Source organism: Comamonas koreensis (assembly GCF_014076495.1).
Classification (GTDB): domain Bacteria; phylum Pseudomonadota; class Gammaproteobacteria; order Burkholderiales; family Burkholderiaceae_C; genus Comamonas; species Comamonas squillarum.
Window position 1 is genome coordinate 4,510,561 of the sequence record NZ_CP043575.1, and the last position, 14,158, is coordinate 4,524,718.

Below are 14,158 nucleotides of genomic sequence, written 5' to 3' on the forward strand. Positions count from 1 at the left end.
ATTACCCCAGCAGGCGCGCCAAGGTGAGCAGCGCCAAGAGCAGCATCCAGACCACGACGGAGCGCCACACCAGGCCCACCACGCTGCGCAGGTGGGCCACTTCCGGGTCACGGCCGGGGGTGGTGGCGCCATCGCCCTGGATCTGCAGGGGCGCGGCGGCATCGATATCGACGCTGCGGGCGCGCAAGGCCACCCCGCCCAGGCGGATGTCGATGGCACCGGCGGTCGCGGCCAGGATCACGCCATCGTTGTCATTGGGGAAATGCTGGGTCTGAAAGCGCCAGCCGTCGATGGCCTCTTCAAAATTGCCCACCACGGCAAAGCTCAGCGCCGTGAGCCGGGAAGGCAGCCAGTCCACGATGGACCAGGCCTTGGCCGCAACCGTCTCGAAAGCGCCTTGCACCATGACCGCGGGCTGCACCGATGGGCGCGCAAAGCGCGAGGCGTATTCAGCCATGCGGAAAAACACCGCGCCGGCAGGCCCCAGGCCCAGTGCCGAGCCGATGGAGTAGCAGGCCAGCACGCCAAACACATGGCGGTGCGCGGCCAGCACCGAGTACTCGATCACATGGCGCACGATCTCGCGGCGCGGCAGATCATCGGCGTTGACCTGCTGCCAGTCGGCCAGGTACTGGCGCGCCTGGTCCTCATCGCCGGACTCCAGCGCATGGCGGATGCGCGTGAAATGGTGGCTGAACTGGCGAAAGCCCAAGGTCACATACAGCACCAGCACATGCCAGGCCATCGCCAGGGGCCAGCCCACCAGGGCCACCAGCAGCCAGTGCATGCCCATGGCCAGGGCCGTGGGCAGCAGTACCGCCACGCTCCAGGCCAGCCAGCCGTGGCGCTGCTCGCCGGCATCGAGGTTGCGGCTGAGCCATTGCACCCAGGCCCGCACACCGGCATAAACCGGATTGTCGCGAGACAGGGATTTGGCCTGCTCCAGCAGCAGGGCCATCAGCGTGGCGAAAAAACTCATGGACAGTGATCATACCGGCTGTGATGTATCACACAAGCCGTTACAAACTAGGAAGCGGGTGGAAAGGCCAAAAACCGGTACAAATTGCGCAGCATGCTGGCCGTTGCCCCCCAGATAAAGCGCTGCTGGCCCGATGCGGGATCGTCATAGGGCATCGACAGCCAGCGCCGGCTGAACTCGGGTGTATCGAGCTGCTGCCAGCGGTGGTGCGCAGGGTTCATCAAGAAGGACAGCGGCACCTCGAACACCTCGTCCACCTCGCCCGGGTTGGCCTGCAGGCTAAGCGGTGGCTGCACCAGCCCGACGATGGGCGTCACCTCAAAGCCCGAGCCGGTCGCGTACTCGGGCAGGCGGCCAATGATTTCAACCCGCTCGCGCGCCAGTCCCACCTCTTCCCAGGCCTCGCGCAGCGCGGTGTCGTTGATATCACGGTCCTCCGGGTCCTGGCGGCCGCCAGGAAAGGCAATCTGCCCCGAATGGTTCGTCAGGCCGGCGCTACGCTGGGTCAGCAGCACATGCATCTCCTGGCGCTGCACCAGTGCTACCAGCACGGCGGCCTTGGCCGGGGGCCGGTCCGTCCAGCTGCGCTCGCGGAAGATTTCCGGCTCACCGCCATGGGGATGGGCGACAAAAGCCTGGCGCAGCGAATCGGCCCGCAACAGGCGCGGAGCGACCGCCGGCAGGGCCGAGTCGATCTGCACGACCGGCGCGCGGCGCGGGTCCATGATGGACGACACCCGCGCAGCGGCGGCGGGCGGTGATGAAGGCGAGAGGGAGGAGGCGTTAGACATAGACAACAGGCAGCAAGCACGGTGGCCCATGTAAAAAAGCCGCCACAGCTTGCACTGTAGCGGCTTTCAGCACTGGGCTCTGTCGCAGCGTGATTACGCAGCTGCCACAGGTGCTGCCTTGCGTGCTGGCAGCTTTTCCTTGATACGAGCCGACTTGCCGCTGCGTTCACGCAGGTAGTACAGCTTGGCACGGCGCACATCGCCGCGGCGCTTGACTTCGATACCGGCGATCATAGGGCTGTAGGTTTGGAACGTACGTTCCACGCCTTCGCCGCTGGAGATCTTGCGCACGGTGAAGCCGCTGTTCAGACCGCGATTGCGCTTGGCAATCACCACGCCTTCGTAAGCCTGCACGCGCTTGCGCGTACCTTCAACAACGTTCACACTCACGATCACGGTATCGCCAGGGGCAAATTCAGGAATGGTCTTGTTCAGGCGAGCAATTTCTTCTTGCTCGAGAATCTGGATCAGGTTCATGGTTTCATCCAACGATCATACGCGCGCCATGAATTTGGCAGCCGCGCCCGGCACGGTGTGCTGGGCATCTGCGGCGTGTTGCTTCTCTCACCATTGAAAAAAGCGGCCGTGTAGAGGATCGTAAAACTAGCAATTATAGCGGTTTTGCCAAATTTACCAAATCGGCACTGGCCAGCAGCTGCTCATCCTTGCGGCTGAGCTGCTTGCGGCTGCGCGCCCGGTCCAGCAGCTCAGGGCGGTGGATGGCCGTGTTGCGCAGGCTTTGCTCGCGGCGCCAGCGCTCGATATTGGCATGGTGGCCCGACAGCAGGGCTGCGGGCACCGGCTCGCCCTCCCAGACCTCGGGCCGGGTGTAGTGGGGGCAATCCAACAGACCGTCGAGCGCGGGGTTGAAGCTGTCGAACTGGTGGCTGCCCTCGTCATGCAGCACACCGGGTTGCAGGCGGGCCACGGCGTCAAGCAAGGCCATCGCGGCAATCTCGCCGCCCGAGAGCACAAAATCGCCCAGGCTCAGCTGCACATCGACATGGCGGTCAATAAAGCGCTGGTCCACGCCCTCGTAGCGGCCGCACAGCAAGATGGCACCCTGCGAATCGGACCAGCGCTGCACCTGGGCATGGTCGATACGCTCGCCAATCGGCGAGAACAGCACCAGCGGCGCGGGCTGCGCCTCGGCACGCGCTTCGCGGATGGCGGCCAGGCAGTCGGCCAGCGGCTGGGCCATCATCACCATGCCGGGGCCGCCGCCAAAGGGGCGGTCATCGACGCGGCGGTAGTTGCCTGGGGCGTAATCGCGCGGGTTCCAGCACTGCACCGCCACCTGGCCGCTGCTGTAGGCACGGCGCGTCACGCCCACCTCGACAAAGGGACCGAACAGCTCGGGGAACAAGGTGATGATGTCAAAGCGCATAGAAATTCTCCCCGCTGGCGGCCTGCGTGTCCGGCACGATCAGTAGTCCGGCTGCCAGTCGACCGTGATGCGCTTGGTGGGCAGCGAGACCTCGTCGACAAAGGCGCCGACAAACGGAATCAGGCGCTCCTGCGTCTTGCCGTCTTCTTCGTAGTTCAGCACCAGCACGGTCTGGGGGCCCGAGGCCATCAGGTCGCTCACGGTGCCCAGCGCCACGCCTTCACGGTTGACCACGGCCAGACCCAGCAGGTCCACCCAGTAGTACTCGCCGTCATCGGTCTTGGGGAAATCGGCGCGCGAGATGAACACCCGCGCACCTTTGAGTTTTTCGGCCTGGTCGCGGTCGTCCACGCCCTGGGCCCAGCCCACCATACCATCGCCATGGAAACGCGCTTGGCGCATCTCGAGCTGAGCAACGCCCTGGAAGTGGCGTGCGCCCTTCTCGGGCGGCTGGATGAACCACAGCTTGGATTTGAGCAGCGCCTGCGGGTCGGGGCTGAGGGCAATCACCTTGAACCAGCCCTTGACGCCCCAGGCATCGGCAATGCGCGCCACTTCAATGGCGTCATCGGGCAAGGTGGCAGGGCTTAACAACAACTCGGTAGCGGGCATGGCAGTTCAACAGGGCAATAAAAAACGGGCCGCAGTGCTCATCGCAGCAGCGGCCCGCATGCACGAATGGTACCGAAGCACCACCCGTGATGAGAGAGGCAAATTAAGCAGCCTTGGCAGCAGCTTGCTTGACCAGACGGTCCACGGTGGTGGAAGCCTGAGCACCAACGCTCTTCCAGTAAGCCACGCGGTCCAGAGCAACGCGCAGGCCTTCAACGCCTTCCTTGGCCAGTGGGTTGTAGAAACCCACGCGCTCGATGAACGAGCCGTCACGGCGCACGCGCTTGTCAGCAACGACGATGTTGTAGAACGGACGGGCCTTGGAGCCGCCGCGGGAGAGTCGAATAACGACCATAATAATCCTTCGGGTGGTTAGTTTTCTTACCACGTTTGAGACACGCAACTAGCCACCCGGCCAGCGACACGCAGTAAAGCCGCAAATTATACAAACTTATTTCAACCATGCCAAGTGTTCGTGCCAGCATCCCCCAGGATCTCCCCGCCATCACCCGCATTTATGCCCACCATGTGCTGCATGGCACGGGCAGCTTCGAGACCGAAGCCCCCAGCGAAGCAGAAATGTCCCGGCGCCGTGACGAGGTATTGTCGCGCCAGCTGCCCTACCTGGTCGCCGAGGACGCCGACGGCCAGATCCTGGGCTTTGCCTATGCGAACTGGTTCAAGGCCCGGCCGGCCTACCGCTTCTCGGCCGAGGACTCGATCTATGTGGCCGATGGGCAACATGGCCGGGGCCTGGGGCGCCTCTTGATGAACGCCTTGATCGACCACTGCGAGGCAGCTGGCGTGCGCAAGCTCATCGCCGTGATCGGGGACTCCAACAACGCCGGCTCGGTCGGTGTGCACCGCGCAGCCGGTTTTACCCAGGTGGGCGTGATGCGCTCGGTGGGCTGGAAATTTGGCCGCTGGTTGGATATCGTGATGATGGAAAAAACCCTGGGCGATGGCGACAACAGCGCCCCCACCACCTAAACACCCCCCCCACCCTATGAGCCACCCCATCACCCACGCGATGCCGCGCAGCAAGAGCAAGACCCTCGCCACATGGCTGGCCTTTCTGGGCGGGCCTTTGGGCCTGCACCGCTTCTACCTGCATGGCCTGGGTGACATGGTCGGCTGGATGCTGCCCATCCCCACAGCGCTGGGCCTGTATGGCATGGAGCGCATTGCCAGCCATGGCATTGACGACCAGGTCAGCTGGGTTCTGGTGCCGCTGCTGGGCTTTACCATTGCGGCCTGCGCACTGACGGCCATCGTCTACGGGTTGATGGCGCCCGAGAAGTGGAACGCCCGCCACAACCCCGGCCTGCCCGAGGACGCGCTGCCCGGCCGCACCCGCTGGATGACGATCTTCGGCATCGTGGCCTCGCTCTTGATCGGCACCACGATCCTGATGGCCAGCCTGGCCTACAGCTTTGAGCATTACTTCCAGTACCAGATCGAGGAAGCGCGCAAGATTTCGCAGTAAAGGGATAACTGTGCAAGGTCAGCGCGATTGCTCATTCACCTGCAGATGCGTGCGGAGAAAGCCAAACACCTGCGCCTCATAGGCCTGCGGCGCAAACTGGTGCAGATCCACATGCGCCGCGCCCGGCACCAGCCATAGCGGTTGCGGCGACTGCTGCGCCTGGCTTGCGGCCTCCGCCATCTGCCGGGTTTCAGCGGGCGGGGTGTAGCGGTCTTGCGTGCCGCCCAGTACCATCACTGGCCGGGTCCAACCGGCCAGGCGGTCGATAGGCCGCAGCTGGTGGGGATCCAGGCCCAGGCGCAGCGGCATCTGCCAGAGCAACAACGGCGTGGCAATCGGCGCCAACGGGGTCAAGGAGCCCAGCACCGCACGCACCCGGTTGTCCACGGCGGCCACCATGCTCGGGAACACGGCTTCGAGCACCACCGCATCGGGCAGCCGCGCCAGCTCCGCCATCAATAGCCCGGCGCCGCCGAGCGATGCGCCGATCACTGCCACCCTCTCCGTCGGCTGCTGCGCCTGCAACCAGGCCAGCGCAGCGGCAATGCCCAGGCCCTCCCGGGGCCCGAAGGACAGTATCTCCCCATCGCTTTGGCCATGGGCCGGCAAATCGATCAGCAGCACCCCATGGCCGCGCGCATGCAGCGCCAGCGCCCGGGGCAGCATCGCACGCCGGTCAGCGCGCACACCGTGCAGCAGCAGCACGGCACCCTGCCCGGGCGTGCCCGCTGCATACCAGCCCCGCACCATGCCTTGCGCCGTGGCGATCTCGACGGCGTTGGCACCCAGCGCCGCCGGGGGCTCAGCGATCTGCTGGCGGTAGGGCTGCGAAAGCCAGCCTGCCGCCCACCAGGCCAGCGCCAGTACCACCAGCATCAATACGGCCAGTGCAGCCGCAACCCAGGCCAGCGGATGCAGCGAAAAGATCGAAGGGGTCAGTGCGGGGTCGGTCATGCCTTGGCCAAAAATCAAAACGGCTGGCAGATCATATCCGCCAGCCGCCTTTTGGCTATCGCACTGCGACCATCAATAGAGCTGCAGGCTCACCCAGTAGGCAAAGGCCGCCACAAAGGCGCTGGCCGGGATGGTCAGCACCCAGGCCCAGACGATATTGCCGGCCACACCCCAGCGCACTGCGCTCATGCGCTGGGTCGAGCCCACGCCGACGATGGCGCCGGTGATGGTGTGCGTGGTCGACACGGGGATACCCAGCGCGGTGGCGATGAACAAGGTCATCGCGCCACCGGTTTCGGCGCAGAAGCCGCCGACGGGCTTGAGCTTGGTGATCTTCTGGCCCATGGTCTTGACAATGCGCCAGCCACCAAACATCGTGCCCAGTCCAATGGCCGCATAGCACGAGATGATGGCCCAGGCAGGAGGATCGGCATCGTTGGGCGATGCGTAGCCGGTGGACAGCAGCAGCAGCCAGATGATGCCGATGGTCTTTTGCGCATCATTGCCGCCGTGGCCCAGGCTGTAGGCACCGGCAGAGACCAGCTGCAGACGGCGGAACCACTTGTCGACCCGGCCCGGCGTGGTGCGGCGGAACAGCCAGGCCACGATCACCATCATGATCGAGCCGAGCAAAAAGCCCAGCACCGGAGAGACAAAGATGAAGGCCACCGTCTTCCAGATGCCGCTGGCGACCAGCGCGCCCGAGCCCGCCTTCGCAATCACCGCGCCCACGATGCCGCCGATCAGCGCATGCGAGGAGCTCGACGGGATGCCGTAGTACCAGGTGATCAGGTTCCAGGCGATGGCGCCCACGAGGGCGCCAAAGATCACATGGGTGTCGACAATGCCCGGGTGAACAATGCCTTTGCCGATGGTCGCCGCCACGCTCAGGTGGAAGACAAAGATCGCGACAAAGTTGAAAAATGCCGCAAACACCACCGCTTGGGTGGGCTTGAGCACGCCAGTAGAGACAACGGTCGCAATCGAATTGGCCGCGTCATGAAACCCGTTCATGAAGTCGAACAAGATGGCCAGCGCCACCAGCACGACAATCACCCACAGGGCTGTTTGCATCGGTTCCATGGAAGTTCAGTCTCCTGCTTGCTGCAACGGATCAGGAGTTTTCCAGGATGATGCCTTCGATGTGGTTGGCCACATCCTCGCACTTGTCGGTGATGGTCTCGAGCAGCTCGTAGATGGCCTTGAGCTTGATCACCTCGCGCACATCGGGCTCCTCGCGGAACAGCTTGCTCATCGCCGAGCGCATCACGCGGTCGGCATCGCTCTCGAGGCGGTCGATCTCTTCGCAGGTCTTGATGGCCGCTTCGGTGGTCGAGGGATCGGCAATGCGGTCGAGCATCTTGACGGCATCACGCACGCGCTCGCAGCACTTGACGCTCAGGTCCGTCAGGCGGGTGATTTCTTCGGTCATGTGGCGCACATCGTAGAGCGCCATGGTCTCGGCCGAGTCCTGGATCAGGTCGGCCACATCGTCCATGGTGTTGATCAGCGAGTGGATCTGTTCACGGTCGATGGGGGTGATGAAGGTCTTGTGCAAGGTGCGGTTGACCTCGTGGGTCACGCGGTCGGCAGCGCGCTCGGCATTGTCCACGTCCTGGTTGTATTTTTCGCGCAGATGGGGGTCGTTGTAATTGGCCACCAGTTGGGAGAACGCGTGGGCCGCTTCAACGATGCGGTCGGCGTGCTGGTTGAACAGTTCGAAGAAATTGCCTTCGCGCGGCAAGAGTTTGCCAAAGAGCATGGGTGCACCTATTCGGTTTCAATGCAAAAAAGGGAAAAACCTGCGCACACCCGGCCGGAATCTGGCTTGTCAGCCCCGCTCCCTGGCCCTGCCGCCACCCTGCAACTCCTTGAATTGCCAGCGGTGTCAGCGGTTTGCAGTGCGCAAAATCTGTCATTCACGGCGCATTGCTGCACTGCAAAATTCACCAATTTTAAATGCAATTGTCATTTCTTTGTCGCATTTGAGGCCGCCACGCCGAAAACAGCGCAGCCCGCGCCCTGCCCGCCGCGCCTGGTACAGAGGGAGAACGGCAGCGCTGGCGCTGTCTCCCAAAGCGCGCTACCTTGCGCTTGCCGCCATCGGCTCCCACCGTGTTTTTGCGCGGCGATGGCCCAATGCGCGCGCCAACCGGCAGCGATAAAAAAAGCACTGCCGGGCAGTGCTTGGGGGATGCATGCGCGCTGCCGCTATTCGCCCAGATAGGCGGCGCGCACCTTGGGGTCGGCCAGCAGCTGCTGGCCCGGGCCGGTCATCGTGATGATGCCCGACTCCATCACATAGCCCCGGTCGGCAATGGCCAGCGCGCGGCTGGCGTTCTGCTCCACCAGCACGATGGTCACGCCCATCGCATAGACATTGCGCACCACCTCGAAGATCTTGTCCACCATGATCGGCGACAGCCCCATCGATGGCTCATCGAGCAGCAGCAACTTGGGCTGCGCCATCAGCGCGCGCGCCATCGCCAGCATCTGCTGCTCGCCGCCGGACATGGTGCCCGCCAGCTGGTCCTTGCGTTCGCGCAGGCGCGGGAAGATGTTAAACATCTTCTCGATATCGGCCTGGATGCCGGCCTTGTCCTTGCGCAGGTAGGCGCCCAGCATCAGGTTGTCGGTGATGGTCTGGCGCGTGAAGACGCCCCGCCCTTCTGGCACCATCACCAGGCCCTTGGCCACCAGGTCCCAGGCGCCCCGGCCCTTGAGGTTCTCGCCCAGAAACTCGATCTGCCCGTCATTGATGGCCTGCGTGGCCGTCACCGCCTTCATCGTCGTGGTCTTGCCCGCACCGTTGGAGCCGATCAGCGATACCAGCTCGCCCTCATGCACCTCGAAATCGACGCCCTTGACGGCCTGAATGCCCCCATAGGCCACTTTCAGCCCTCGCACCTTCAGCAGTACGGGGTTGGATGTCTTGTCAACCATGCTCAGTGTCCTCCGGTGCCCAGATAGGCCTCAATCACTTTTTCGTCTTTCTGCACCTCGGCGGGCGACCCCTCGGCCAGCCGCTTGCCGTAGTCGAGCACGGTCACCCGGTCGCACAGTCCCATCACCAGCTTCACATCATGCTCGATCAGCAAGATCGTGCGGTTGTCGTTGCGGATGCGGTCGATCAGCTCGCGCAGCTGCACCTTCTCGGTCGCATTCATGCCGGCGGCGGGCTCGTCGAGCGCAATCAGTTGCGGGTCGGTGGCCAGCGCGCGCGCAATCTCCAGGCGGCGCTGGTCGCCGTAAGACAAGGTGCGCGCCTTGTAATCGGCATAGCGCTCAATGCCCACATAGGCGAGCAGCTCGCGGGCACGCTCCGCAATGGCCCGCTCCTCGGCCTTGAAGCCCGGTGTGCGAAAGATCGCGCCCAGGAGGCCCGAATGGCTGCGCACATGGCGGCCCACCATCACGTTCTCCAGCGCCGTCATGTCGGAGAACAGACGGATGTTCTGGAACGTGCGCGCAATGCCGGCCTTGGCCACCAGGTGCACGGCCTTGGGCTCGTAGGGCTTGCCAGCGAGCTCAAAGCTGCCGCTGTCGGGCGTGTACAGGCCGGTGATCACATTGAAGAACGTGGTCTTGCCCGCACCGTTGGGGCCGATCAGGCCATAGACCTGGCCGCGCTCGATGGTCAGACCCACATCCGAGAGGGCCTGCAAGCCGCCAAAGCGCTTGGAAATACCTGCCACCTTGAGTGTAGGAGCTTGTGTGTTCGTCATGCTCGTCTCTCCTGCTCAGTCTTTCTGGATCGCGCTCTTGCCATGCTCGGGTGCCGGCCACAGGCCGCGTGGGCGCAGCAGCATCACCACGATCATCGCCACCGCAATCAAGAGCTGGCGCAGGATGGAGGCATCCAGACGGCCATCGGTCATCTGCTGCAGCGGGCCGGCCACATAGCGCAGCACCTCAGGCAGCGCCGACAGCAGCACGGCACCCAGAATCACACCGGGGATATGGCCCAGGCCGCCGAGCACCACCATGGCGACGATCATGATCGACTCCATCAGGCTGAAGGACTCGGGCGAGACAAAACCCTGGAAGCCGGCAAACATCGCGCCGGACACGCCACCGAACGTGGCACCCATGCCAAAGGCCATCAGCTTGAGGTTGCGGGTGTTGATGCCCATGGCCTTGGCGGCAATCTCGTCCTCGCGGATGGCCATCCAGGCGCGGCCGATGCGCGAGTCCTGCAGGCGGTAGCAGATCACCACACTGGCCACGACCAGCAGCAGGAACAGGTAGTAGTACAAGGTGACCGACGAGACCGTGTAGCTGCCGATCTCCAGCGGCTTGGCAAAGTCAAAGCCAAAGATCTTGATCGAGTCGATCTGGCCCAGGCCCTTGGGCCCATTGGTGATGTTGACGGGCTGGTCCAGGTTCAGCATGAAGATGCGGATGATCTCGCCAAAACCCAGGGTCACGATGGCCAGGTAGTCCCCGCGCAGCTTGAGCACCGGAAAGCCCAAGATCATCCCCGCTATCGCCGCCAGCAACGCGGCCAGCGGTATCACCAGCCAGATGGAGGTGTGCAGGCCATTGGGGAACATGGCCTTGAAGCCTTCAAAGGTCTCGGCCAGGTGGGGCGAGGCCATCAGGCCCAGCATATAGGCGCCCACCGCGTAGAAGGCCACATAGCCCAGGTCCAGCAGGCCGGCAAAGCCCACGACGATGTTCAGGCCCAGGGCCAGCAGGACATAGAGCAGTGCCAGGTCGGCAATGCGCACCCAGGCGTTGCCAAAGGACTGCAGGATCAGCGGCAATACCAGCAGCGCAATCGCGCCCACAATGAACTGTGCTTTGTTGTTCTTCATGCTGTTCCCCTTAAGCCCGATCGGCCACCCGCTCACCCAGCAGACCCGAGGGGCGCAGCGTCAGCACGATGATCAGCACGATGAACGAGAAGATATCGACATACTGGCTGCCCAGCACGCCTCCGGTGAGCTGGCCGATGTAGCCCGCGCCAATGGCTTCGACCAGGCCCAGGATCATCGCACCCACCACGGCGCCGGCCAGGTTGCCGATACCGCCAAACACCGCCGCAATAAAGGCCTTGAGGCCAGGCAAAAAGCCCATGGTGTGCTGCGCCGTGCCGTAGTTCGAGGCCCAGAGCACGCCGGCGATCGCCGCCAGCACCGCACCGATCACAAAGGTGGCCGAGATCACCATGTCGGGCTTGATGCCCATCAGCGCCGCCACGCGGGGGTTCTCTGCCGTGGCCCGCATCGCGCGGCCCAGGCGAGTGTAGTTCACCAGGTACATCAATACCGCCAGCACCATGGCCGTCACGCCCAGCACCAGGATCTGGGTCGGCGTGATCACCGCACCGGCCAGGTCAAAGGGCTCCATCGGCAGCAAGGTTGGATAGGGCTTGTAGTTGGGCTTCCAGATGATCATCGCCAGCGTCTGCAGCAGGATAGACATGCCGATCGCGGTGATCAGCGGCGCCAGGCGCGGGCTGTTGCGCAGCGGCCGGTAGGCCAGCTTCTCGATGGTGAAATTGAGCACCGCCGCCACCACACAGGCAATGAGCGTCGCTATCAGCAAGATGACCCAGCCCGGCGTTCCCGGCATGGCCTCCTGCATCACGCCGATGATGCTCCAGCTGGTCAGCACCCCGATCATCAGCACTTCGCCGTGCGCGAAGTTAATCAATTGAATAATGCCGTACACCATGGTGTAGCCCAAGGCTATCAAAGCGTACATGCTGCCCAATACCAGACCATTAATGATCTGCTGCAGCAAAATATCCATACAACCAACCCTTCAGCTTGGAACCACAACAGCGAAAACTGCATGAAACGGGGGTCTCCCGCGATGCAGCCGCCTCTAACCGCGATAACAGTTTTATGCGGATCGAAACAATTCTATAGACGCGCCCTCGGTTTTTCGGCGACTAGCCCGCTAGCGCTTTCCCTAGTGACCCATGCGCAAACCGCATGAATGCAGGTGAGACCGCAGCGATCACCTAGGGAATTTACTAGGTATCGATTCAACGAATCACCACACACTTTTTACAATTGATGCCGCAAACACAATAATCAAATAATTGGCTGCGTCTCGCGGTTGGGACACTGGTGTAAATACCTATATCGGCTTTAAGTTGCATAAACAACCAAATACACAGGCTGGCGAACAGGCATAAAAAACGCGGCCTGGGCCGCGTTCTAGGACGAGGTCGATCCGCGTTTAGAGCTTGCCCGCCATCTCAGGCACAGCCTCAAACAGGTCGGCCACCAGGCCATAGTCGGCCACGCTGAAGATCGGCGCTTCTTCGTCCTTGTTGATCGCCACGATCACCTTGGAGTCCTTCATACCCGCCAAATGCTGGATGGCGCCCGAGATGCCCGCTGCCACGTACAGCTGGGGCGCGACGATCTTGCCGGTCTGGCCCACTTGCAGGTCGTTGGGCGCGTAGCCCGCGTCCACCGCTGCGCGGCTCGCGCCAATGGCTGCGCCCAGCTTGTCGGCCAGCGGGGTCATCACTTCGTTGAACTTCTCGGCGCTGCCCAGCGCGCGGCCACCGGAGACGATGATCTTCGCTGCCGTGAGTTCCGGGCGGTCGTTCTTGGTCACTTCGCGGCCCACAAAGCTGCTCTTGCCGCTGTCAGCAACGGCTGCCGCGTTCTCGACCGCGGCCGAGCCGCCGGTGGCCGCTGCGGCATCAAAGCCGGTGCCGCGCACGGTGATGACCTTGGTGGCATCGATCGATTGCACGGTGGCAATGGCATTGCCCGCGTAGATGGGGCGCTCGAAGGTGTCGGCGCTCACCACCTTGGTGATGTCGCTGATCTGGGCGACGTCGAGCTTGGCTGCCACGCGTGGCGCCACGTTCTTGCCCGAGGCGGTGGCTGGCGCCAGGATGTGGCTGTAGTTGCCGGCAATGGCCAGCACTTGCGCGGCCAGGTTTTCGGCCAGGCCGTCTTTCAGCGCCGGGCCATCGGCCAGGATGACTTTGGCAACGCCTGCGATCTGGGCTGCGGCCTGGGCTGCGGCTGCTGCCCCTTCGCCCGCTACCAGCACATGCACATCGCCGCCGCAAGCCAGGGCTGCGGTGACGGTGTTGAGCGTGGCGGTCTTGATCGTTTGGTTGTCGTGTTCTGCAATAACGAGAGCGGTCATGTCTATCGTCTTTCCATTCAATGTGTCAGGTGTCGGGTCAAGGTCAGATGACTTTGGCTTCGTTCTTGAGCTTGTCGATCAGGGTCGCCACATCGGGGACCTTCACGCCGGCGCCGCGCTTGGCGGGTTCCTGCACCTTCAAGGTCTTCAGGCGCGGGCTCACGTCCACACCCAGGTCTTCGGGCTTGACGGTGTCGAGCTGCTTTTTCTTGGCCTTCATGATGTTGGGCAAGGTGACGTAGCGCGGCTCGTTCAGACGCAGGTCGGTGGTGATGACAGCGGGCATGGACAGAGACAGGGTCTCCAGACCGCCGTCCACTTCGCGCGTGACGCTCACCTTGTCGCCAGCGACCTCGACCTTGGAGGCGAACGTGGCCTGGGGCAGATCAGCGAGCGCTGCCAGCATCTGGCCGGTCTGGTTGGCGTCGTCGTCAATCGCTTGCTTGCCGCAGATCACGAGGCCCGGCTGCTCCTTGTCCACCAGCGCCTTCAGGAGCTTGGCGACCGCCAGCGGCTGCAGCTCTTCGGCCGTTTCGACCAGGATGGCGCGGTCCGCACCAATGGCCATCGCCGTGCGCAGCGTCTCCTGGCACTGGGTCACGCCGCAGCTCACTGCGATGATCTCGGTGACCACGCCCTTTTCCTTCAAACGCACGGCCTCTTCCACCGCGATTTCATCAAAGGGGTTCATCGACATCTTCACATTCGCAATGTCCACTCCCGAGCCATCGCTCTTGACGCGCACCTTGACGTTGTAGTCCACCACGCGTTTGACGGGTACCAGTACTTTCATAGTCTCAGCTTTCTAACAATAAACTCTGGGC

Annotated in this window: 17 protein-coding genes; 2 read left to right on the forward strand and 15 right to left on the reverse strand. The window is 63.2% G+C overall.

Annotation, left to right across the window (positions count from 1 at the left end; genetic code table 11):
- Position 1: 1 nt before the first annotated feature.
- The 6 genes from F0Q04_RS20570 to rpsP all read right to left on the reverse strand — a co-directional run bounded on the left by F0Q04_RS20570 (position 2) and on the right by rpsP (position 4,124).
- Complete coding sequence (locus F0Q04_RS20570; RefSeq protein ID WP_182343242.1) at positions 2-979, reverse strand: CobD/CbiB family protein; 978 nt, start codon at positions 977-979, stop codon at positions 2-4.
- A gap of 47 nt (positions 980-1,026) precedes the next feature.
- Complete coding sequence (locus F0Q04_RS20575) at positions 1,027-1,770, reverse strand: CoA pyrophosphatase (protein ID WP_116927511.1); 744 nt, start codon at positions 1,768-1,770, stop codon at positions 1,027-1,029.
- A 93-nt stretch (positions 1,771-1,863) separates the two neighbouring features.
- Complete coding sequence (gene rplS, locus F0Q04_RS20580; RefSeq protein ID WP_027011119.1) at positions 1,864-2,247, reverse strand: 50S ribosomal protein L19; 384 nt, start codon at positions 2,245-2,247, stop codon at positions 1,864-1,866.
- Between the two features lie 133 nt (positions 2,248-2,380).
- On the reverse strand, positions 2,381-3,157 hold the full coding sequence (gene trmD / locus F0Q04_RS20585) for a tRNA (guanosine(37)-N1)-methyltransferase TrmD (protein WP_182343244.1): 777 nt from the start codon (positions 3,155-3,157) through the stop codon (positions 2,381-2,383).
- Positions 3,158-3,196: 39 nt separating this feature from the next.
- Entirely contained in the window at positions 3,197-3,769 is a 573-nt protein-coding gene (rimM, locus tag F0Q04_RS20590; protein ID WP_116927509.1) for a ribosome maturation factor RimM, read from the reverse strand.
- 103 nt (positions 3,770-3,872) lie between these two features.
- Positions 3,873-4,124, reverse strand: a complete 252-nt coding sequence (rpsP, locus tag F0Q04_RS20595) for a 30S ribosomal protein S16 (RefSeq protein ID WP_116927508.1) — start codon at positions 4,122-4,124, stop codon at positions 3,873-3,875.
- A 107-nt stretch (positions 4,125-4,231) separates the two neighbouring features.
- On the opposite strand from rpsP, the gene F0Q04_RS20600 reads away from it, so the two are divergent.
- Both F0Q04_RS20600 and F0Q04_RS20605 read left to right on the forward strand, forming a co-directional pair.
- Positions 4,232-4,759 (forward strand): GNAT family N-acetyltransferase, encoded by a 528-nt coding sequence (locus tag F0Q04_RS20600; RefSeq protein WP_116927507.1) that lies wholly within the window; start codon positions 4,232-4,234, stop codon positions 4,757-4,759.
- Positions 4,760-4,775: 16 nt separating this feature from the next.
- On the forward strand, positions 4,776-5,255 hold the full coding sequence (locus tag F0Q04_RS20605; protein WP_232539424.1) for a TM2 domain-containing protein: 480 nt from the start codon (positions 4,776-4,778) through the stop codon (positions 5,253-5,255).
- Between the two features lie 18 nt (positions 5,256-5,273).
- Here F0Q04_RS20605 and F0Q04_RS20610 read toward each other — a convergent pair whose 3' ends face one another.
- The 9 genes from F0Q04_RS20610 to F0Q04_RS20650 form a co-directional block, all read right to left on the reverse strand.
- Complete coding sequence (locus tag F0Q04_RS20610) at positions 5,274-6,209, reverse strand: alpha/beta hydrolase (RefSeq protein WP_116927559.1); 936 nt, start codon at positions 6,207-6,209, stop codon at positions 5,274-5,276.
- A 72-nt stretch (positions 6,210-6,281) separates the two neighbouring features.
- A complete protein-coding gene (locus F0Q04_RS20615; RefSeq protein WP_116927506.1) occupies positions 6,282-7,292 on the reverse strand; it encodes an inorganic phosphate transporter in 1,011 nt (336 codons plus the stop codon).
- 31 nt (positions 7,293-7,323) lie between these two features.
- Entirely contained in the window at positions 7,324-7,971 is a 648-nt protein-coding gene (locus F0Q04_RS20620) for a DUF47 domain-containing protein (RefSeq protein ID WP_021027917.1), read from the reverse strand.
- 449 nt (positions 7,972-8,420) lie between these two features.
- Positions 8,421-9,152 carry an ABC transporter ATP-binding protein gene (locus F0Q04_RS20625; RefSeq protein ID WP_116927504.1) on the reverse strand — a complete coding sequence of 244 codons (732 nt, stop codon included), beginning with the start codon at positions 9,150-9,152 and terminating at the stop codon, positions 8,421-8,423.
- A gap of 2 nt (positions 9,153-9,154) precedes the next feature.
- Positions 9,155-9,934: an ABC transporter ATP-binding protein gene (locus F0Q04_RS20630; protein WP_116927503.1), complete on the reverse strand. Its 780-nt coding sequence runs from the start codon at positions 9,932-9,934 to the stop codon at positions 9,155-9,157.
- Between the two features lie 15 nt (positions 9,935-9,949).
- Positions 9,950-11,026 (reverse strand): branched-chain amino acid ABC transporter permease, encoded by a 1,077-nt coding sequence (locus F0Q04_RS20635; RefSeq protein ID WP_021027914.1) that lies wholly within the window; start codon positions 11,024-11,026, stop codon positions 9,950-9,952.
- Positions 11,027-11,036: 10 nt separating this feature from the next.
- A complete protein-coding gene (locus tag F0Q04_RS20640; RefSeq protein WP_182343246.1) occupies positions 11,037-11,966 on the reverse strand; it encodes a branched-chain amino acid ABC transporter permease in 930 nt (309 codons plus the stop codon).
- A 435-nt stretch (positions 11,967-12,401) separates the two neighbouring features.
- Positions 12,402-13,334, reverse strand: coding sequence for an electron transfer flavoprotein subunit alpha/FixB family protein (locus F0Q04_RS20645; RefSeq protein WP_182343248.1), 933 nt, complete (start codon positions 13,332-13,334; stop codon positions 12,402-12,404).
- A gap of 43 nt (positions 13,335-13,377) precedes the next feature.
- On the reverse strand, positions 13,378-14,127 hold the full coding sequence (locus F0Q04_RS20650; protein ID WP_116927872.1) for an electron transfer flavoprotein subunit beta/FixA family protein: 750 nt from the start codon (positions 14,125-14,127) through the stop codon (positions 13,378-13,380).
- Between the last annotated feature and the right edge of the window lie 31 nt (positions 14,128-14,158).